Below are 20707 nucleotides of genomic sequence, written 5' to 3'. Positions count from 1 at the left end.
CATGATCAAACGCCTGCTTCTCGCTCTCGCCAGTGCCTCCGTGTTGTTGATCAACACTGGCCACGCCGAAGAAAGTCCCGACACCGATCTGGTGCTCCTCACCGAAAACTTCCCGCCGTACAACATGGCGAAGAACGGCAAGAATTTCGCTCAAGACGAAAACATCAACGGCATCGCCACAGACATTGTGCGCGAGATGTTCAAGCGTGCCGGCATCACTTACAGCCTGACCCTGCGCTTCCCGTGGGAACGGGTCTACAAGCTGGCGCTGGAGAATCCCGGTTACGGTGCTTTCGTCATGGCACGCCTGCCGGATCGCGAGACGCTGTTCAAGTGGGTCGGCCCCATCGGCCCGGATGACTGGGTCATGCTGGCCAAAGCCGACAGCAAGATCACCCTCGAAACCCTGAACGATGCGCGCAAGTACAAGATCGGCGCTTACAAAGGCGATGCGATTGCAGAGACCCTGGCCAAGCAGGGCCTGAAACCGGTGGTGGTGTTGCGCGATCAGGACAACGCCAAAAAGCTCGTCAGCGGTCAGATCGACCTGTGGGCTACCGGCGATCCCGCCGGCCGTTATCTGGCGCGGCAGGATGGCGTGACCGGGTTGAAAACCGTGCTTCGCTTCAACAGCGCCGAACTGTATCTGGCGCTGAACAAGGACGTGCCGGACGAAGCCGTCGCCAAACTTCAGGCAGCGCTTGATCAGATGCGCAAGGACGGCGTGGTCGACGAGATCATGGGGCGGTATCTGTAACTGTCGCTGATTCTTTCGTTGATTGCGGACCTGCCACGGGCTCCGCAGCCGGCAGCTTTTCAGGTTCCTTCTCTGGCTCGATGGCAGTCGGTTTCTCAAGTTCTTTCTTCGTATCCTTTGACGGTTCCGGCTCGGCCGGGTAATCAGTCAGATGCAGGCTATTCATATCGGTATAGCTGAGATGGCCTTCCACTTGTGAACCGTCTTCGCGCAGCAATCGGTAGTCGCTCTGCATAAGATAAATCGCTGCGAACCGGTTTTTCGCAACCAGCGCAATAACTTCTGCCTGTTCGGAGTTCACCCATTCATAGGGTGCCGATTCGGTGTTGCAGAAACTGTCGCCCAACCTGGCTGAGCAGGTGATGGCCGACTCAGGCGCAGACAATGCCGACGGCCATTGGCTGCCGATGTCGATTCCGGTTTTGCGCGTGAACGTGCGCACCATTTCGAAGGATTGGGCTCGGCCGGCTCTCCACCTGAAAGGGCGATGCATGTCTGTGCTGTTCTGGTCTTGGCCGACGAGCAAGTAGCGATCAGTTCTTTCCATACGATAAAACGGTGAAGTGCGTAGCTGTACAAGGCTTGTCATCGCCGGGTCGCTGACCGTGAACCACGGCAATCGGACGACCTGTGTAATCTTGGGTGGCGTCAGGATGGCGGAGGCATCATGCCCGGTCAGTACAGGGGCCGCCGGAGGCGTATCGACCTGAAGCGCAATAGGCATCCGTAAGGCATAGGCCGTGATGGATGCAGCAGGTTTGCTGTAGCCGTTGGCACCGATAAACGTGCCGGGTGCAAAGAATATCTCCCCGGCAGGTGCGGTCGGAGGCTTGACGCTCCAGGTGCTGAAATCGCGGTCGGCTCCGCTACCCTTGTCGCTCCAGATCAGCGCGTTGGCGCTTGCGGCGACCACCAGATCTGCACGTACACAACGAACGGCGTTGAAGGACGGCTTGTTGCGGTCGTTGGAACATACCATTCCGAGTGCCACATAGCCTTCGGGAGGAATCGGCCGCCATACGGAGCAGTCACCGTTGGCGCGTGAACCTGAATCGCTCCATACCCGTTGGTAATCATCAGGCCTGCTCAGTGCCGGTCCCTTGCCGGCTTCGGCATTCTGCGGATCGCCCTCGCGGACAACCGCCATCACCTGCCTGTCGTTGATATTGTCCCGTCCGGAGACAACGAGATCGCCCAGCGGAAAATAGCCGGGCAGCAGGTCGGGAGCCGGTGTCGGGCGCCAGAAGCTGCCGGGTTTTGAATTCGAGCCTGTGTTGTCCCAGATCCGGTGAAACTCGGTGGTGAAATTGATCAGCAGGTTTTCAACTGCAATGGGCTCCATCTGCCGAACAGATGAGTTGAGAGAAGTTTGGGTGTTCATGATTGATCCCGAATAAAGAAAGCGGCTTGGTGTCGCCGCGACGGGTCTCAATATCCGGGTATGGAGGGGGCTGGCTGCGGTATCTATCTATAGCTTCGTGACAGCTTGTTACCGGTAGACGCCGTCTTTGCCATGAGCGGCCGTGGCGCGATTGCTGCGCACACTGATCATCTGCTTGATGTCGATCCACTCGATGCCTTGAGCTTTCAACTTCGGCAGTTCCCGTTCCAGCACCGCCAGGGTCTGTGGATAAGGATGGCCGATCATCACCGCCGAACCCTGTTTGCGCGCCAGGTTGATTGCCGTCTGCAACTGGGTGTAGATCGCCGCTTCGGTGCGCTCGTCATCGAGAAATACATCCCGCGAAACACTTGCCAGATCGATCTTCTGTGCCTGTTGAGCAGCGACGGTCTGGGCGCTGGTGCGGCTGTCGACGAAGAACTTGTGACGGCGCTGCAACTCACCCATCAACCAGGCCATCGCCACCGGTTGAGCCGTCATTCGGCTGCCCATGTGGTTGTTGATGCCGGCGGTGTAGGGGACCATTTTGAACGCGGCGTTCAGCCGTTTCTCAAGCTCTTCGATGGGCAGTTCGGGATGCCAGGCAAACGGCCCGGTGGCCGGGTCCATCGGCATGTGCAGGATCACGATCTTGCCGGCGCGATGGGCTTCGCGGGCAAATTCGGTGGCGTGCGGGGTGTCGGGCATGATTGCCGTGGTGACCGGCCCAGGGAGGGCCAGCACGCGGCGATCCCGGGGCAGGTTCTGCCCCAGGTCGTCGATGATCAGTGTCAGGTAGGCTTTTTGTGGTGTCGGTCTGGCAGGCTCTGCGTGAGCAGCACCCGCCAGACAGCACAGCAGGACAAAGACAAAACGCAAAGACATCCTCAACGGCCGGACGTGATGCTCAGGCCTTTGAGCAGGCTCAGGGCCTGGGCCAACTGGTAATCGTCATCCTGCGGCATGGCTTTCGGTTTCGCGCCGGAGCCGGTCGGTTTGTCTGCGCCGCCGTTGCCGTTGCCCAGGTGACCCTGCAGGTCGGCTTCCTTGAAGTATTCGCCGTCCGCTTCGTTGGTGATCTTGGCCTTGCGCACTTCGATGTCCGGGACGATGCCCTGGGCCTGGATCGAGCGGCCGTTCGGCGTGAAGTACAGCGCGGTGGTGATCTTCAACGCACGGTCGTTGTTCAGCGGCAGCACGGTTTGCACCGAGCCTTTGCCGAAACTGGTGGTGCCCATGACCACGGCGCGTTTCTGGTCTTGCAGGGCGCCGGCGACGATTTCCGAGGCCGAGGCACTGCCACCGTTGATCAGCACGACCATTGGCACGGCTTCGCTTTCGTCCTTGCCGGTGGCGGAGAAGCGCAGTTCGGAGTTGGCGATCCGGCCCTTGGTGTAGACGATCAGGCCTTTGGTGATGAAGTGGTCGACCACTTCCACCGCTGCCTGCAGCACGCCGCCCGGATTGTTGCGCAGGTCGAGGATGATGCCGTTGAGCTTCTTGCCGTTGTCCTTGCGCAGCTTGGCCAGGGCCTTGGAGACTTCCTCGCCGGTCTTGACCTGGAACTGGGTGATGCGGATCAGGCCGTAACCCGATTCCAGCAGTTGCGCCTTGACGCTCTTCACCTGGATCACCGCACGGGCCAGGGTCACGTCGAACGGCGTACCGCCGTCGCGCACCAGGGTCAGGGTGATTTTCTGGCCGATCTTGCCGCGCATCTTGTCCACGGCTTCGGTCATGGTCTGGCCACGAGTCGGCGCGCCGTTGATCTTGACGATAAAGTCACCGGCCTGGATGCCGGCCTTCGACGCTGGCGTATCGTCGATTGGCGACACAACCTTGATGAAACCGTCTTCCGAGCCGACTTCGATGCCCAGGCCGCCGAACTCACCGCTGGTGCTTTCCTGCAGCTCGGTGAAATCTTCCGGGCCGAGGTAGGCCGAGTGCGGGTCGAGGTTGCTGAGCATGCCCTTGATGGCGTTTTCCAGCAGGGTCTTGTCGTCCACCGGTTCGACATAGGCGGCCTTGATCCGGTCCATGACCTCGGCAAAGGTGCGCAACTCTTCCAGCGGCAACGGGGCCTTGGAAGTCGCGGCAGTGCCTGCCGGAGCGACAGCCGGAGCCGGTTGAGCGGCGAACGCCAGAGGCGCGCCGATCACCAGGGCGATCGTCAGGGCCAGCGAGGTAAGACGGGACAAATGCAGCATGTCGAACGAACTCCTAAAGTTGGTGACTCAACGCCTATCCTTGCGCGCGGCACCATTGCGCCGGATCACTCGGGTGACCCTGCTGACGAATTGCGAAATACAGCGCTGGTGTGTCCTGCCCGCCACTGCTACCGACAGTGGAGATGGACTCACCGGCTTTTACCACGTCACCAGCCGACTTCAGCAGCGTCTGATTATGACCGTAAAGGCTCAGAAAACCGTTGCCGTGATCAAGGATCACCAGCAGCCCGGCACCGCGCAACCAGTCGGCAAACACCACGCGCCCGCCGTGTACGGCGTGCACCTGGCTGCCGGCGGAGGCGCTGATCATCACGCCATCCCACTTGGTGCGGGCATCGTCGCCACGGGTTTCACCGAAGCGTGCCAGCAGTCGACCATCAACCGGCCATGGAAGTTTTCCCCGGGTGGCGGCAAAAGGGCCGCCGAACGTCTCGCCGCTGCTGGAAACCAGCGCGCCAGGTGTGGGTCTGGCTTGTTTGCGTGGGGCGTCGCTGGTGTCCGAGTCCGCATCGGCGCGGGCCTGGGCCTCACGCAAACGCTTTTTTTCGGCTTCCTGCTGGGCGATGAGCGCTTTCTGCCGCGCTTCTTCTGCCTCACGGGCCTGGCGGGCCAGGGTTTCTTCAATGGTTTTAAGGACTTTAGACAGGTCTGCCTGATCCTGCTCGCGGGAGGCCAGTTTCTGATCGCGCGCCTTCACGTCGTCGTTGAGCTTGGCCAGCACCTGCTGGCGCTCCTTGCGGACCTTGTCGAGTGCGTCGCGCTGGGTGTCGAGGTCGCTTTTCTGCACCAGCAACTGGGCTTGTTGGGCCGAGATGTCTTTTTCGACATTGGCCAGCTGGCGCAGGGTTTCGTTGAAGTTCTTCAGCTGCTCCAGGCGGGCCTGGCTCAGGTAGTCGTAATAGGTGAGGGTGCGGGCGAATTTCTCGGGATTCTGCTGGTTGAGCAGCAGCTTGAGATATTCCTGCCGGCCGTTCTGATAGGCCGCGCGGGCCTGGATGGCGATCAGTCGTTGCTGTTCAGTGCGCGCGCTCTGGAGTTTTTTTTTCTCCGCATCGAGCCGCTGCAGCTCGGACTCGCTCTTTTTCAGCTCTTTTTGCAGGGCGTCGACCTGTTTTTCGAGATTGCCCATCTCGGTTTCAGTGCCCTTGAGCTCTTTCTGAACGCCGGATTTTTCTTCCTGGAGCTTGCCCAGCAGCTTTTTCAGCTCGGCGATATCCTGACGCGTGGCGTCCAACTGTTGTTGGGTTTGCGCGCGCTCGTCAGCGAAGGCCGGTTGGAGCAGGCATGTCAGAGCGAGGGCGATCAGGACGCGAAGCATAGAGGCGGGCGGCACCAGGGTAAGGGACGGCCTAGTATGCCCGCCCCACGCGGCAAAAAAAACGCCTCAAAGCCAACTGCTTTGAGGCGTTCGTCATAAAAAGCCGTTTCAGGCTGATTACAGGGCGTTTTTGATATCAGACCAGAATCGAAGTGCCAGTCATTTCCACCGGTTTTTCCAGCCCCAGCAGTTTGAGCATGGTCGGCGCCACGTCCGCCAGCACGCCGCCTTCACGGACCTTGAGGTCGCGTTTGCCGACATAGATGAACGGCACCGGTTCGGTGGTGTGAGCGGTGTGCGCCTGGCCGGTGGCTTCGTCGGCCATTTGTTCGACGTTACCGTGGTCGGCGGTGATCAGCGCTTCGCCGCCGACCTTTTCCAGCGCCTCGACGATGCGGCCGACGCAGGTGTCCAGGCATTCCACGGCTTTTACCGCCGCCTCGAACACACCGCTGTGGCCGACCATGTCGCCGTTGGCGTAGTTGACAACGATCACGTCGTAGCGCTGATTCTCGATGGCATCGACGATGCGGTCGGTGACTTCCGGTGCGCTCATTTCCGGCTGAAGGTCATAAGTGGCGACTTTCGGCGACGGGATCAGGATGCGCTCTTCGCCCGGGAACGGTTCTTCGCGACCGCCGGAGAAGAAGAAGGTCACGTGGGCGTACTTTTCGGTTTCGGCGATGCGCAGTTGGGTCTTGCCGTTCTTCGCCAGGTAGTCGCCAAGCACGTTTTCCAGGCTGCCCGGCGCAAAGGCTGCGGGGGCCGGGATGCTGGCGGCGTATTGGGTCAGGCCCACGTACTGCACTTTTGGCTGGCGTGCGCGCTTGAATTCCTTGAAACCGTCTTCGACAAACACGCGGCTCAGTTCGCGGGCACGGTCGGCGCGGAAGTTCATGAACACCACGGCGTCGCCGTCTTCGACTTGCACGGGCTCACCGATGCTGGTGGCTTTGACGAATTCGTCGCTCTCGCCACGGGCGTAGGCGGCTTCCAGGCCTTCCTGAGCGGTGGCGGCATTGAATTCGCCCTTGCCGTCGACGATCAGGTTGTAGGCCTGGGAAACGCGGTCCCAGCGGTTGTCGCGGTCCATGGCGAAGTAGCGGCCGATGATGCTGGCGATGCGGCCCTTACCCAGTGCCTGGAAGGTCGCGTCGAGCAGCTCGATCGACGACGCGGCGCTTTTCGGCGGCGTGTCACGGCCATCGAGGAAGGCGTGCAGGTAGATTTTTTCGGCGCCACGCTTGAAAGCCAGTTCGGCCATGGCGATCAGATGATCCTGGTGACTGTGAACGCCGCCGTCCGACAGCAGACCCATGAAATGCACGGCCTTGCCGGCGGCCACGGCTTTGTCCACGGCGGCGCAGATGGTTGGGTTCTCGAAGAACTCGCCGTCGCGGATCGCTTTGGTCACGCGCGTGAAGTCCTGATACACCACGCGGCCGGCGCCGAGGTTCATGTGGCCGACTTCGGAGTTGCCCATCTGGCCGTCCGGCAGGCCGACGTCCATGCCGCTGCCCGAGATCAGGCCGTTCGGCACGGTGGCCCACAGGCGATCCAGCACAGGCTTTTTGGCCGCGAAGACGGCGTTGGATTCGGGGCTGTCGCTGTGACCGAAGCCGTCGAGAATCATCAGGACCAAAGGTTTAGGCGTGGTAGTCATGGAATCCACTCGTGGCTAATAAAGAAGAGGGCGATGGAAAAGGGAGTTGGAGTTTAAAGCGAAGTTCCGACCGCGTCACCGCCGGACGGGGTTTGGCCGACCATAGTGGCTGTGTATACTGGCCGACATTTTAACGCCCTGGAACCTCCTTCGATGGTTGCTCACCTGATTGAATTTGCCACTAACCACTACATTCTTGTCGGTATCTTCGTCGTACTGCTGGCATTGCTGCTGGCGCACACAGTGCAGGGCGGCGGTAAAAGCCTGAGCACGGGCGAGCTGACCGCACTGGTCAACAAGGAAGCCGGCGTGGTGGTGGACATCCGTCCGAGCAAGGATTACGCCGCCGGTCACATCGTTGGCGCGGTGAACATTCCCCAGGACAAACTGGCCGCCCGTATCGGCGAGCTGGAAAAACACAAGGCCAAGACCATCATTCTGGTCGACGCCCTGGGCCAGACCGCCGGCACCCACGCCCGCGAGCTGATGAAGTCCGGCTTCACCGCCGCCAAGCTGTCCGGCGGGATTTCCAGCTGGAAAGGCGACAACCTGCCGCTGGTGAAGTGACATGAGCGAAGTCATCGTCTACTCCAGCGATTACTGCCCTTACTGCTCGCGCGCCAAGTACCTGCTCGCGAACAAAGGCGTGGCCTTCGAAGAGATCAAGGTCGATGGCAAGCCGCAAGTGCGCGCCGCCATGGCCCAGAAGGCCGGACGCACGTCCGTGCCACAGATCTGGATCGGCGACACCCACGTCGGCGGATGTGACGATTTGTTTGCCCTGGAGCGCGCCGGCAAGCTCGACGCGCTGCTCAAGGCCTGAACTGCTGCACCTGCAAACCAAGAACCCTAAAAGACCCAAGATCAGAAAGGATCTGAGATGACTGACCAACAGAACACTGCAGCCAGCGAAGAAGAAACCGCACCGCAATTCTCCTTGCAGCGCATCTACGTACGCGACCTGTCCTTCGAAGCCCCGAAAAGCCCGGCGATCTTCCGCCAGCAGTGGGACCCGGCGGTCGGTCTGGATCTGAACACCCGTCAGAAGGCGCTGGAAGGCGATTTCTACGAAGTCGTGCTGACCCTGTCCGTCACCGTGAAAAACGGTGAAGAAGTCGCCTTCATCGCTGAAGTGCAACAGGCCGGTATCTTCCTGATCAAGAACCTGGACGCGGCTTCGATGAGCCACACCCTGGGTGCGTTCTGCCCGAACATCCTGTTCCCGTACGCTCGCGAAACCCTGGACAGCCTGGTGACCCGTGGTTCGTTCCCGGCCCTGATGCTGGCTCCGGTGAACTTCGACGCCCTGTACGCGCAAGAGCTGCAGCGCATGCAGGAAGCCGGCGAGACCCCGACCGTTCAGTAAACGGTCGATGCAACAACGAAAAAAGCGCCGTTACAGGCGCTTTTTTCTTGGGCGATCGTATGGCGTTACTTGAAGTCGTTCTGCCGCCACGCTTCGTACACGGCCACTGCCACGGTGTTCGACAGGTTCAGGCTGCGGCAACCTTCACGCATTGGCAGGCGCAGGCGCTGTTCGGCGGGCAGGGCATCCAGCACTTCCGGCGGCAGGCCACGGCTTTCCGGGCCGAAGATGAACGCATCGCCGGGGACGAACGCCGCATCGTGAAACGGTCGCGAACCCTTGGTGGTGAAGGCGAACAACCGAGGGTTACCGAGGCTTTCCAGGCAACTGGCCAGGTCGGCGTGGCGTTGCAGAGTGGCATACTCGTGATAGTCGAGACCGGCGCGACGCAGGCGCTTGTCGTCCATCTCGAAGCCCAGCGGTTCGATCAAATGCAGGTGGCAGCCGCTGTTGGCGCACAGCCTGATAACGTTACCGGTGTTCGGTGGAATTTCCGGTTGAAAAAGGATGACGTGAAACATGCACGGCTCCGAAGGTAAAGATGACGCGCATTCTACGCCGCAAGCCGACCCGCGTTCGAAACTATTCCCGCGGGTGATGGCTTCACTGGCGATCGTCGGTGTGATGGTCGGGATGATGATCGGCCGTTTGACCACGCCTGACCCGAGCGTTTTGCAGCAGGTCGAGGTGGTCGATGGCGGTCTGGCGGTCTGGTTCAACAACGAACCGAAGCTGCACGGCGAGATCGTCGATGGCAGCGTTGCGCTGTTGTTCGAGGCCGAAGGCAAGGCGCAGAAGGGCCAGCTCAAGCTCAACGGCAAGGACGTGAACTGGCGGACGCGATTGAGTGATGGGGGCCTGTTGCTGACGCTGGTAGCAGCGCGGCCGCTGCAAGGGGAGTGGGCCGGCAGCAAGGTCGATGACCGCTGGCGGCTGGAGATCCATCTCCGGGAGCAATAAAAGAGGGAATCCCCGGCCTGCCTGTACCAAGGTTCCCGAAACGGGCGGGCTCATCGCATCGCGTACTGAGCCGGTGTAAAGAAGGAACCCCTGACCTGCCTGTATCAAGGGCCCCAAAAGGGTGGACTCATCGAGTCCGGTGTAAAGAGGGGAATCCCCGGCCTGCCTGTACCAAGGCCCCCGAAAGGGTTGATGAATCGAATCACCTGACTGGGTTATTGCAGGGGGCGTGCCAGTTTTTATCGTTTTGAAACAAAAAAGCCCGATACAACGACGAAGGCCCCGTAATACGGGGCCTTCGTCTTTTCATCGGATGGTTTTTTCAGCGGGTTGCGGTGCAGGAATGAGCCAGCGACCGTGCCCGATTACGGGTCACGGTGCCTTGCGGCGGTGCAGGCGGGCGCTGAGGGTCAGCCTTCTTCGCCTTCGTCGTCATCCCCGCCATCGACCTTCATTCCCAGTTCCTTGATCTTGCGGGTCAAGGTATTGCGGCCCCAACCCAACAGCACGGCAGCGTCACGACGACGCCCCGCGGTGTGCTTCAGCGCCGTCTCGATCATGATCCGCTCGAACGCCGGCACCGCGCTGTCGAGCAGGCTCGACTGGCCGCGCGCCAGGGCCTGATCGGCCCACTGACGCAGTGCTTGCTCCCAGTTGGTCACGGGCGCCGAGTCTTGCGGCAGGCTCAGCAGTTCCGGTGGCAGGTCGCTGATGTGCACCTCGCGCCCGGACGCCATCACCGTGATCCAGCGGCAGGTGTTTTCCAGCTGACGCACGTTGCCCGGCCATGGCAGGTTTTTCAGGTATTCCTCGGTCTCGCTTTTCAGCAGCTTCGGCTCGACTGCGAGCTCTTGCGCAGCGCGGCTGAGGAAGTGCTTGGCCAGGGTCGGGATGTCTTCGCGACGGTCCGACAGGCGCGGAATGTGGATGCGGATCACGTTGAGGCGGTGGAACAAGTCCTCACGGAATTTCCCGGCGTGAACCAGGGTTTCCAGATTCTGGTGGGTCGCGGCGATGATCCGTACATCGACCTTGACCGGCACATGCCCGCCGACGCGGTAGAACTCGCCGTCGGCCAGTACCCGCAGCAGTCGGGTCTGGGTATCCGCCGGCATGTCGCCGATTTCATCGAGGAACAGCGTGCCGCCGTCAGCCTGCTCGAAACGCCCGCGACGCAGGTTGGCCGCGCCGGTGAAGGCGCCTTTCTCGTGGCCGAACAGCTCGGATTCCATCAGATCCTTCGGGATCGCCGCCATGTTCAGCGCGATGAACGGCGAGGCCGCACGCGGGCTGTGGCGGTGCAGGGCGTGAGCCACCAGTTCTTTACCGGTGCCCGACTCACCGTTGATCAGCACGGTGATGTTGGAGTGGCTCAAGCGCCCGATGGCGCGAAACACTTCCTGCATCGCCGGCGCTTCGCCGATGATTTCCGGGGTGCGGGTCAGGGTCGGCGCGACTTCCAGGCCCTGTTGTTCCTGGGCGTGCTGATTGGCGCGTTTGACCAGAGACACCGCTTCGTCGACATCGAACGGTTTGGGCAGGTACTCGAAGGCACCGCCCTGATAGGAGGCGACAGCGCTGTCCAGATCGGAGTGAGCGGTCATGATGATGACCGGCAGTCGTGGGTGTTGCTCGCGAATCCGCGCCAGAAGGTCCAGACCGCTGGCACCCGGCATGCGGATGTCGGAGATGATCACGTCCGGCTGCTGGCGCGCCAGGCGACTCATCACGCCATCGGCACTGTCGAAGCTCTGGGTGGTCATGCCTTCCTGTTGCAGGGCTTTTTCCAGGACCCAACGGATAGAACGGTCGTCATCGACGATCCACACGGTTTCACTACGGCTCATGTCGATGTGGCTCCTTGTTCCAGTGGCAGAAAGATCGAGAACGTGGTGTGGCCTGGATGGCTGTCACACTCGATCAGGCCCTGGTGCTGGCTGATGATGTTCTGGGTGATGGCCAGGCCCAGCCCGGTACCGTCCGGACGGCCGCTGACCATGGGAAAGAAAATGGTTTCCTGGAGTTCCGCCGGGATCCCCGGACCGTTGTCGATGATCTCGATCTTGGTCACCAGGCGATGGCGGATGTGGCCAATGGTGAACTGGCGCATTGCGCGGGTGCGCAGGCTGATGCGGCCCAGGCGCAACTCGTTCTGGCTGCTGATCGCCTGCATCGCGTTGCGCACGATGTTCAGCACGGCCTGAATCATCTGCTCGCGGTCGATCAGGACGTCGGGAATGCTCGGGTCGTAATCGCGCACCAGCGTGATGCAGCCCTGGCTTTCGGCCTCGACCAACTGGCAAACGCGCTCCAGCACTTCGTGGACGTTGCACAGGGCCAGCGACGGCAATTTGTTCGAGCCGAGCATGCGGTCGACCAGATTGCGCAGGCGGTCGGCCTCTTCGATGATCACGTTGGTGTAGTCGCGCAGGCTGTCTTCCGGCAGCTCCCGGGCCAGCAACTGCGCGGCGCCACGGATGCCGCCCAGCGGGTTCTTGATCTCGTGGGCGAGGCCGCGCACCAGCATCTTGCTGGTTTCCTGCTTCGACAGTTGCGCCTCTTCCTTGGTGATCCGCAGCAAGCGGTCGCGAGGGTGAACCTCCAGCAACAGCAGGGTCGCGCCGTTGCTGAGAATCGGTGTCACCGCGTAGTCCACGGTCAGGGTCTGGCCGGTGAGGGCGGTGAGCATTGCTTCGCGCTTGGTGAACGGGTGCGCCTGTTCCACCGCCTGGCGCAACGAATTGAGCGCCTCGGTGGACTCGGTGAACAGCTCACTGATGAACTGGCCATGGCTGCGCTGACCGCTGATGGCCAGCAGCATCTCCGCCGCCGGGTTCATGTACTCGAGGCGCAATTCGGCATCGAGCAGGATGGTGGCGGTGGTCAGGTTGTCGAGCAGCAAACGGTGGAGTGCGTCGCTTATGGTCATCAGGACCTCTTTTGGAGCAAGGCGTGCGCGAGAACTAGGCGCCGATGTGTGGAAAATGCAAAAACCAAACCAAGGCTCCGAAAAGAAGCGTTCGACCCCTGAAACGGGCGTTTGACGCTCGTTTGCGTGGCGATCGGCCGGCCCTGGCGGGTACTTTCGAACCAAAATGGGTTGCAATGTGGGTACGGTGCAGACTGTTGCACCAATATAGTGCGCAAAGCTGAACGGCGTTAGAAGAAACGCAGGAAGGGATTTTTCGGTTCGACGGGTTTGTCTTTCAGCGGGCATTCCGGGCGAACGCCGTAGTCTTCGGTGGTGCAGGGTTTGACCTGGCGTTTCTGTGCCAGCGAAATGCGCTGCATGTGGAACGGCTGATTGGCGGTGCGCTCGACGATGCGATCCTGCGCGTCGAGAATCTCCACCGACAGGTTATGGCTGCCGCGATCGATATTGCTCAGCGGGAACACCGGGCTAAGGCCGGGCTCGCCGGTGGCCTGGCCGTCCAGCAGCAGGCGATAGCGATGACCTTTTTGCAGCCCCGGCTCGCTGGTGATGCTGACGATCAATTCGCCGGCGCTGCTGCGAATGGTCGCGTCCGGTTCGGGAACCAGCACCCGCAGCATGTCGTAGCGGAACAGCGGTTGCTCCGGTGATTTTTTAGCTTTGGTAATGGGCGCCGCCCCGGTCGGGTTGGAGGCCATGCGATTGCTGGTGGCCAGCGGCACACGCTTGGCATTGCCGCGCGGTTGATCGGTGTAGACCCGATTGCCCTGCGAATCGACATACGTGAAGACCTCGGCGGATGCGCCAAGCGCGAACAGAACCAGACACACGGCAATCAATCCGCGAGTCATGGCTTGTGCACCCGCTGCACAGTGAAGACCACTGCCGGACTCTGTTGAATGATCGCCTCGCCATTGATCACCTGAACTGCCAGACGATGCTCGCCCCGGTCAATGTTCACCAGCTGCAGGATCGGCACGTTGCTCGGCTGGCCATAAGGCGCGTCGTCCAGCAGCAGGCGCAATTGATGTGGCGGTTGCAGGCGCGGCTTAATCAGCACGCTGACGGTGAACGTGCCGTTGTTGGCGCGCAGGGCCTCTTCGGTGGGCAGGCCGGTCAGCTCCATCACGTCATAGGCATTGCGCGCAGGCGCCCGGCTGGCCGTGTCCGACGACGGCATGCTCGGTGCCTGAGGCTGGACGCTGTTGAGCGGCGGCAACGCCACCGGCTGCGCCTTCACGCCGTCCGGCGCATGATCGCTGTACACCGTGTTGCCGCTGGCGTCGGTGTATTTGTAGATCTGCGCGCTGGCGGGCAGTGCGATCAGCAGCAGGATGTAGAGAAAGGTGCGACCCATGAAATCGACCGGAAACGAAAACGATGGGTTGCAGCATAGGCCAGGGGCGGCGGTTAGCCCAACCGGGACAACATCCGCTCACACAAGCGCCCCGGAATTATTGTGAGATGCTAGGCGTAACCGCACTTTCGCGGGCGCCGGACAGGACATCGGCCTTGTAGTGCTCGATGAAGAGCAGCACACCATTGGCGTCGACTTCACGCAACTCGCCTTCCTTTTTGTCGTCAGCGAAGTGGACACTCCGGGTGTGGCCATTGTCCGCCTTGGTCACCCAGAGGCCTTGGCGTTTGTCATCGCGGTATTCACCGCGCTCGGTAGCGCCGCGGACAGTCAATTCGCTGAGGCCGTTGAGTTGACCGTGGGCATAGGTCTGGAATCCGGTGGCGACCCATTCCATGTCGTCGTGGTTGAGAAGCTGCCAACGACCCTCGCGCAAATCATTGTGGAATTCGCCCTCCAGTGTTTGCCCATCCTGGTACAGCGTCCATTGCCCCTCTCGTTTGCCCTCTACGAAATTACCGGACTCCGAATATTTTTCGTCTTTGGAAGACGACCACGGACCGATACGCACGCCTTGCTTGTAGGCCCCTTGGGCCGAGATCGATACGGAATCATAAGACACCGATTGGCCGTCTTCGCCGCCAGTGAATCTCGTCGGTTCGGTTTCCCAGGCAATACGCCTCACCCGATAGTTGTAGAGCGTGCGGTTACCCTCGACGAGGGTCTTGTCGAGCCAGCGCCAGAAGGTCACGGTGAGAAACCGGCCGTCTTTTTCCTGGTAGGTCTTCTTGAAAAAGTACGGCTCGTCATCTGGCGTCGGGTTGCTCAGTGGGTCGTAGTACTGGCTGTAATAGCTCACCAGTTTCCCTTGGCTGAGATCGAGCTGGTCGAATTCCGGCACACCGGACTCTTCAAGGAGGAGGCTGTAGTTGAGCGGGGTGATCTGGCTCAGCGCCTTCTTGATGGTCAGGGCGTCGAGCTGCTTGCGGCCTTGAGTGATACGGTCCAGCGCTGGCTGCAGTCGCGTTACACGGCTATAGAGGTGATCGTTGTCGTTGTACTTGTAGGCGTAGATCCTGTAGCCGTCGCTTTGCCGAAAAAGCACGAAACGAGTGGGGTCCTCACTGTCGAGCGACATGAGAAAAACCGACTCGATACTCGCCTGGCCGAAGTCATCAAGCAATTGCGGACGTTCGCCCGGTGTCTCGCAACGGCAGTAATAGCCTTTGACGCCGTTCGCTTCCTTGATGAACGCAAGGGTCGTCGAGCTTTCTTGCAAGCCCTGGATCAGCGGGTGAGCCAGCGGCTTGTCTTCATAGAACTCGGCAGCGCCAGCTGTCGAGCAGGCGAGGCCGGCCATCAGGGCGATAGCCCGTAACCACTTCATGCGAATCCCTTCGTCAAGGCGCCGGTCATGGCGCGAAAGCGGCGGATTATCCATGGATGAGCGGGCACAAAAAAGGCCTCCCGAAGGAGGCCTCTCTTTTGTCACGCCGCGTAGTGCAGCGCTACCGGATCAGCAGCTGTAGTACAGCTCATATTCCAGTGGGTGTACGAAGGTGCGAACCTTGATTTCTTCTTCGGATTTCAGCGCGATGTAGGCATCGATGAAGTCGTCGGAGAACACGCCGCCCTTGGTCAGGAACGCGCGGCCCTTGTCCAGCTCTTCCAGGGCTTCTTTCAGGCTGCCGCAAACTTGCGGGATCTCTTTCGCCTCTTCAGGCGGCAGGTCGTACAGGTTTTTGTCAGCAGCATCGCCTGGGTGGATCTTGTTCTGGATACCGTCCAGACCAGCCATCAGCAGCGCTGCGAAAGCCAGGTATGGGTTGGCAGCCGGATCCGGGAAACGTGCTTCGATACGACGGCCACGTGGGCTGTTGACGTAAGGAATACGGATCGAGGCGGAACGGTTGCGAGCCGAGTAGGCCAGCATCACCGGAGCTTCGAAACCTGGCACCAGACGCTTGTAGGAGTTGGTGGCCGGGTTGGTGAAGCCGTTCAGGGCCTTACCGTGCTTGATGATACCGCCGATGAAGTACAGGGCGGTTTCGGACAGGCCGGCATAGCCTTCGCCAGCGAAGGTGTTCTTGCCATCTTTGGCGATGGACATGTGAACGTGCATACCCGAACCGTTATCGCCGTACAGAGGCTTCGGCATGAAGGTCGCGGTGCGGCCATAGGCATCGGCCACGTTGTGTACAACGTATTTCAGAGTCTGAACTTCGTCAGCTTTCTTCACCAGGGTGTTGAACTTGACACCAATTTCGTTTTGACCGGCAGTTGCCACTTCGTGGTGGTGAACTTCAACGGTCTGACCCATCTCTTCCAGTGCGTTGCACATGGCGGTACGGATTTCGTGGTCGTGGTCGAACGGCGGAACCGGGAAGTAACCGCCTTTCACGCCTGGACGGTGGCCTTTGTTGCCGCCTTCCACGTCCTGGTCGGACATCCACGAGCCTTGCTCGGAGTAGATCTTGAACATCGAGCCGGAGATGTCGGACTTGAACTTCACTTCGTCGAAGATGAAGAACTCAGGCTCTGGACCGGCGAATACGGTGTCACCGATACCGGTGGTCTTCAGGTATTCCTCGGCACGGTGGGCGATGGCGCGCGGGTCGCGATCGTAGCCTTGCATGGTCGACGGTTCGATGATGTCGCAGACCAGGATCAGGGTCGGCTCTTCGGTGAACGGGTCGAGAACGGCGGTTTCGTCGTCCGGCAGCAGGATCATGTCGGAGGCTTCGATGCCTTTCCAGCCAGCGATGGAGGAACCGTCGAACATCTTGCCAACTTCGAAGAAGTCGTCTTCCAGCGCATCGCGAGCCGGCATGGTCACGTGGTGCTGAGTGCCTTTGGTGTCCGTGAAGCGCAGATCAATCCACTTGACGTCATGATCTTTGATGAGTTGAACCGACTTCGACATAGTGTCCTCCGGGTGGCTTAGGGCTGGTAGTGGATGCCCTTAAATGTTGGTGATGCCGGCGCGAATACTCTGCCAAGGCAACCTGCCTCACAAGGGAGCAAATTGCATGCCAGTGCCCCAGCATGGGTTTTTTGCCCCAAATTCACGCTTATAAAGGTGCGAAGCGCATAAAGGGTGAAAATCTCGCCCTTTAATGTAGCGCTTTAAGTCGAAAATGACCCGTTTTGGTGCATGCAAAACCTTCTGCACATTAACTGGTTAAACCTTGAGCAATTTCCGCTATAATCCGCGCCCCCCTTTTTCGGCTGGCCCTGCGCGCGCTGTTTTCATGAAACTAATCGTAAAAGTCTTCCCCGAGATCACCATCAAAAGCCGACCTGTCCGGACGAAATTCATCCGCCAGCTGGCCAAGAACATCCGCACCGTGCTCCGCGACCTGGACCCGGCCGTGGTGGTGAACGGTGTGTGGGACAATCTCGAGCTGGAAACCCGCGTTACCGACCCCAAGGCCCTGAAAGAGATGGGCGAGCGCCTAACCTGCATGCCGGGCATCGCGCACTTTCTGCAGATCGACGAGTACCCGCTGGGCGACTTCGACGACATCACCGAGAAGTGCAAAGAGCACTACGGCGATGCACTGGCCGGGAAGATTTTCTCGGTGCGCTGCAAACGTGCGGGCAAGCATGCGTTCAGCTCGATGGACGTCGAAAAATACGTCGGCAGCAAGCTGCGCCGTGAGTGCGGTGCTGCCGGAATCGACTTGAAACAGCCGGAAATCGAAGTCCGCATCGAAGTTCGCGACAAACGGTTGTTTGTGATCCACAGCCAGCACAATGGCATCGGCGGCTACCCGCTCGGTGCGCTGGAGCAGACGCTGGTATTGATGTCCGGCGGCTTTGACTCGACGGTTGCCGCCTACCAGATCATGCGTCGCGGCCTGATGGCGCACTTCTGCTTCTTCAATCTGGGCGGTCGTGCCCACGAATTGGGCGTGATGGAAGTCGCGCATTTCATCTGGAAGAAGTACGGCAGCTCGCAACGCGTGCTATTTGTCAGTGTTCCGTTCGAAGAAGTGTTGGGCGAAATTCTCGGCAAAGTCGATAACAGTCATATGGGCGTCGTATTGAAGCGTATGATGTTGCGCGCATCCTCGGCCATCGCCGAGCGTCTGCACATTGATGCGCTGGTCACCGGCGAGGCGATCTCCCAGGTGTCGAGCCAGACGCTGCCGAACCTGTCGGTGATCGACTGCGTGACCGACAAACTGGTCCTGCGTCCGCTGATCGTCGCCCACAAGCAGGACATCATCGACACGGCCAACGAGATCGGCACCGCCGATTTCGCCCGGCACATGCCGGAGTACTGCGGGGTCATTTCGGTCAATCCGAAGACCGCCGCCAAGCGTGGTCGCGTTGAGCACGAAGAGCAGGAATTCGACATGGCGGTGCTTGAGCGTGCGCTCGCAAACGCCAGACTGGTGCCGATCGATCGGGTGATCGACGAATTGGGCCAGGATTTGCAAATCGAAGAAGTCAGCGAAGCACTGGCCGGCCAGATCGTCATCGACATCCGTCACCCGGATGCCGCCGAGGATGAGCCGCTGGAGCTCGAGGGCATAGAAGTACAGACGATGCCGTTCTACGCAGTGAACGCTCGTTTCAAGGAGCTGGATCCGACTCGCCAGTACCTGCTGTATTGCGACAAAGGCGTGATGAGTCGCCTGCATGCTCACCATTTGCTCAGTGAGGGGCATGCCAATGTGCGCGTTTATCGACCGAGCTAAGTGCCCGGGGCTGTTTGCCTGTGGCCTGCGTCACCGGCCCCCCGACACCGCCGTCAAGCTGTAACGGCCATGCCGGACACTACTGCTAATCGCTGCCAAGACTTGTCAGCAAACCGAATCCTCTGATCGAGATACACAAGTGATCGAAAATCTACGCAACATCGCCATCATTGCCCACGTTGACCATGGTAAAACCACCCTGGTAGACAAACTCCTGCGTCAATCCGGCACTCTGGAGCGCAACGAGCTCAACGACGAGCGCGTGATGGACTCCAACGACCAGGAAAAAGAGCGCGGCATTACCATTCTGGCGAAAAACACCGCCATCAACTGGAACGGCTACCACATCAACATCGTGGACACCCCGGGCCACGCCGACTTCGGCGGCGAAGTTGAGCGCGTAATGTCCATGGTTGACTCCGTGCTGCTGCTGGTCGACGCTCAAGACGGCCCTATGCCGCAAACCCGTTTCGTGACCAAGAAGGCTTTCGAAGCCGGCCTGCGTCCAATCGTGGTCATCAACAAGGTTGACCGTCCGGGCGCGCGTCCTGACTGGGTTCTGGACCAGATCTTCGATCTGTTCGACAACCTGGGCGCTACCGAAGAACAACTGGACTTCCAGGTTGTTTACGCTTCGGCCCTGAACGGCATCGCCGGTCTGGACCACACCGCCATGGCGGAAGACATGACCCCGCTGTACCAAGCGGTAGTCGACCACGTTCCAGCGCCTGCTGTTGACCGTGACGGCCCGTTCCAGATGCAGATCTCCGCTCTGGACTACAACAGCTTCCTGGGTGTTATCGGTGTTGGCCGTATCGCTCGTGGTCGCGTCAAGCCGAACACTCCGGTTGTCGCTATCGACGCCAACGGCAAGCGCCGCAACGGCCGTATCCTGAAGCTGATGGGTCACCACGGTCTGCACCGCATCGACGTTGAAGAAGCAGCTGCCGGCGACATCGTCTGCATCAGCGGTTTCGACGAGCTGTTCATCTCCGACACCCTGTGCGACATCAACACCGTCGAGGCGATGAAGCCTCTGACCGTTGACGAGCCAACCGTTTCCATGACCTTCCAGGTAAACGACTCGCCATTCTGCGGTAAAGAAGGCAAGTTCGTGACCTCCCGTAACATCAAGGATCGTCTGGACAAAGAGCTGCTGTACAACGTTGCACTGCGCGTTGAAGAAGGCGACTCGGCTGACAAGTTCAAGGTTTCCGGCCGTGGTGAGCTGCACCTCTCGGTACTGATCGAAACCATGCGTCGCGAAGGCTTCGAGCTGGCCCTGGGCCGTCCTGAAGTGATCATCCGTGAAGTTGACGGCGTGAAGCAGGAACCGTTCGAAAACGTAACCATCGACATCCCTGAAGAATCGCAGGGCAAGGTCATGGAAGAGATGGGTCTGCGTAAAGGCGACCTGAGCAACATGGTGCCGGATGGCAAGGGCCGTGTTCGTCTGGAATACAACATCCCTGCTCGCGGTCTGATCGGTTTCCGTAACCAGTTCCTGACCCTGACCAACGGTGCTGGCATCCTGACCTCGATCTTCGATCGTTACGCTCCAGTGAAGTCGGGCCACATGTCCGGCCGTCAGAACGGCGTTCTGGTTTCGGTTGAAACCGGCAAGGCGCTGACCTACTCCCTGGAAACCCTGCAGGCTCGTGGCAAGCTGTTCGTAGAACACGGTCAGGAGATCTACAACGGTCAGATCGTTGGTCAGAACTCCCGCGACAACGACCTGGGTGTAAACCCGACCAAAGGCAAGAAGCTCGACAACATGCGTGCTTCGGGTAAAGACGAAACCATCGCTCTGGTTCCACCTGTTCGCTTCACCCTGGAACAGGCTCTGGAATACATCCAGGAAGACGAGCTGTGCGAAGTCACTCCTAAGTCCATCCGTCTTCGCAAGAAGATCCTGGACGAAAGCGAGCGTACCCGCGCTGCCAAGAAAGCCAAGGCGTAATTTAGCCCAGGCTTAAAAAAACGCCCCCGGTCGAGAGACCGGGGGCGTTTTTGTTTGTCCGGGGAAATGTGAATGGGCC

Annotated in this window: 19 protein-coding genes; 7 read left to right on the top strand and 12 right to left on the bottom strand. The window is 60.0% G+C overall.

Annotation, left to right across the window (positions count from 1 at the left end; translation table 11 throughout):
• Position 1: 1 nt before the first annotated feature.
• Complete coding sequence (locus AC1RR7_RS13180; RefSeq protein ID WP_096821956.1) at positions 2-757, top strand: substrate-binding periplasmic protein; 756 nt, start codon at positions 2-4, stop codon at positions 755-757.
• Here the strand turns inward: AC1RR7_RS13180 and AC1RR7_RS13175 are convergent.
• From AC1RR7_RS13175 to gpmI, 5 genes are all read right to left on the bottom strand, one after another.
• A complete protein-coding gene (locus AC1RR7_RS13175; protein ID WP_493157638.1) occupies positions 738-2138 on the bottom strand; it encodes a Vps62-related protein in 1401 nt (466 codons plus the stop codon). The two genes, AC1RR7_RS13180 and AC1RR7_RS13175, sit on opposite strands and share 20 nt — an antisense overlap.
• Positions 2139-2246: 108 nt before the next feature.
• Entirely contained in the window at positions 2247-3023 is a 777-nt protein-coding gene (locus tag AC1RR7_RS13170; RefSeq protein WP_102622640.1) for a divergent polysaccharide deacetylase family protein, read from the bottom strand.
• A gap of 2 nt (positions 3024-3025) precedes the next feature.
• A complete protein-coding gene (locus AC1RR7_RS13165; RefSeq protein ID WP_096821959.1) occupies positions 3026-4345 on the bottom strand; it encodes a S41 family peptidase in 1320 nt (439 codons plus the stop codon).
• Positions 4346-4379: 34 nt separating this feature from the next.
• On the bottom strand, positions 4380-5684 hold the full coding sequence (locus AC1RR7_RS13160) for a murein hydrolase activator EnvC family protein (protein WP_102622641.1): 1305 nt from the start codon (positions 5682-5684) through the stop codon (positions 4380-4382).
• Positions 5685-5820: 136 nt separating this feature from the next.
• Positions 5821-7347 (bottom strand): 2,3-bisphosphoglycerate-independent phosphoglycerate mutase, encoded by a 1527-nt coding sequence (gene gpmI / locus AC1RR7_RS13155; RefSeq protein ID WP_493157636.1) that lies wholly within the window; start codon positions 7345-7347, stop codon positions 5821-5823.
• Between the two features lie 153 nt (positions 7348-7500).
• Between gpmI and AC1RR7_RS13150 the strand changes: the two genes are divergently transcribed.
• The 3 genes from AC1RR7_RS13150 to secB are packed head-to-tail and all read left to right on the top strand — an operon-like array spanning position 7501 to position 8713.
• Complete coding sequence (locus AC1RR7_RS13150; RefSeq protein WP_096821962.1) at positions 7501-7914, top strand: rhodanese-like domain-containing protein; 414 nt, start codon at positions 7501-7503, stop codon at positions 7912-7914.
• A gap of 1 nt (position 7915) precedes the next feature.
• Positions 7916-8170, top strand: coding sequence for a glutaredoxin 3 (gene grxC / locus AC1RR7_RS13145; protein WP_096821963.1), 255 nt, complete (start codon positions 7916-7918; stop codon positions 8168-8170).
• A 57-nt stretch (positions 8171-8227) separates the two neighbouring features.
• On the top strand, positions 8228-8713 hold the full coding sequence (secB, locus tag AC1RR7_RS13140) for a protein-export chaperone SecB (protein WP_085733279.1): 486 nt from the start codon (positions 8228-8230) through the stop codon (positions 8711-8713).
• Positions 8714-8778: 65 nt separating this feature from the next.
• On the opposite strand, the gene AC1RR7_RS13135 is transcribed toward secB, so the two are convergent.
• Positions 8779-9234 carry a tRNA (cytidine(34)-2'-O)-methyltransferase gene (locus tag AC1RR7_RS13135; RefSeq protein ID WP_003220777.1) on the bottom strand — a complete coding sequence of 152 codons (456 nt, stop codon included), beginning with the start codon at positions 9232-9234 and terminating at the stop codon, positions 8779-8781.
• On the opposite strand from AC1RR7_RS13135, the gene AC1RR7_RS13130 reads away from it, so the two are divergent.
• Positions 9233-9673 carry a hypothetical protein gene (locus AC1RR7_RS13130; RefSeq protein WP_493157634.1) on the top strand — a complete coding sequence of 147 codons (441 nt, stop codon included), beginning with the start codon at positions 9233-9235 and terminating at the stop codon, positions 9671-9673. The genes AC1RR7_RS13135 and AC1RR7_RS13130 overlap by 2 nt on opposite strands.
• A gap of 410 nt (positions 9674-10083) precedes the next feature.
• Here the strand turns inward: AC1RR7_RS13130 and ntrC are convergent, their stop codons facing one another.
• From ntrC to glnA, 6 genes are all read right to left on the bottom strand, one after another.
• Positions 10084-11520: a nitrogen regulation protein NR(I) gene (ntrC, locus tag AC1RR7_RS13125; protein WP_096821966.1), complete on the bottom strand. Its 1437-nt coding sequence runs from the start codon at positions 11518-11520 to the stop codon at positions 10084-10086.
• A complete protein-coding gene (gene glnL / locus AC1RR7_RS13120; protein ID WP_096821967.1) occupies positions 11517-12602 on the bottom strand; it encodes a nitrogen regulation protein NR(II) in 1086 nt (361 codons plus the stop codon). The genes ntrC and glnL overlap by 4 nt, the downstream gene beginning before the upstream one ends.
• 230 nt (positions 12603-12832) lie before the next feature.
• A complete protein-coding gene (locus AC1RR7_RS13115; protein ID WP_096821968.1) occupies positions 12833-13456 on the bottom strand; it encodes a DUF4124 domain-containing protein in 624 nt (207 codons plus the stop codon).
• Positions 13453-13962, bottom strand: coding sequence for a DUF4124 domain-containing protein (locus AC1RR7_RS13110; RefSeq protein WP_493157632.1), 510 nt, complete (start codon positions 13960-13962; stop codon positions 13453-13455). Before AC1RR7_RS13110 ends, AC1RR7_RS13115 begins: the two co-directional genes overlap by 4 nt.
• Positions 13963-14059: 97 nt before the next feature.
• Positions 14060-15403 carry a toxin-antitoxin system YwqK family antitoxin gene (locus tag AC1RR7_RS13105; RefSeq protein WP_256580669.1) on the bottom strand — a complete coding sequence of 448 codons (1344 nt, stop codon included), beginning with the start codon at positions 15401-15403 and terminating at the stop codon, positions 14060-14062.
• A gap of 75 nt (positions 15404-15478) precedes the next feature.
• Complete coding sequence (gene glnA, locus AC1RR7_RS13100; protein ID WP_085712782.1) at positions 15479-16885, bottom strand: glutamate--ammonia ligase; 1407 nt, start codon at positions 16883-16885, stop codon at positions 15479-15481.
• A gap of 328 nt (positions 16886-17213) precedes the next feature.
• Here glnA and thiI point away from each other — a divergent pair, with 328 nt between their 5' ends.
• Both thiI and typA read left to right on the top strand, forming a co-directional pair.
• Positions 17214-18668, top strand: coding sequence for a tRNA uracil 4-sulfurtransferase ThiI (gene thiI / locus AC1RR7_RS13095; protein WP_096821970.1), 1455 nt, complete (start codon positions 17214-17216; stop codon positions 18666-18668).
• 139 nt (positions 18669-18807) lie between these two features.
• A complete protein-coding gene (gene typA / locus AC1RR7_RS13090) occupies positions 18808-20628 on the top strand; it encodes a translational GTPase TypA (RefSeq protein ID WP_096821971.1) in 1821 nt (606 codons plus the stop codon).
• The last annotated feature ends 79 nt before the right edge of the window (positions 20629-20707 follow it).

Source organism: Pseudomonas sp. GW821-FHT11G12 (genome assembly GCF_058808055.1).
The sequence above is the reverse complement of the archived record's forward strand: the minus strand, read 5'-3'. Positions and strand labels throughout refer to the sequence as shown.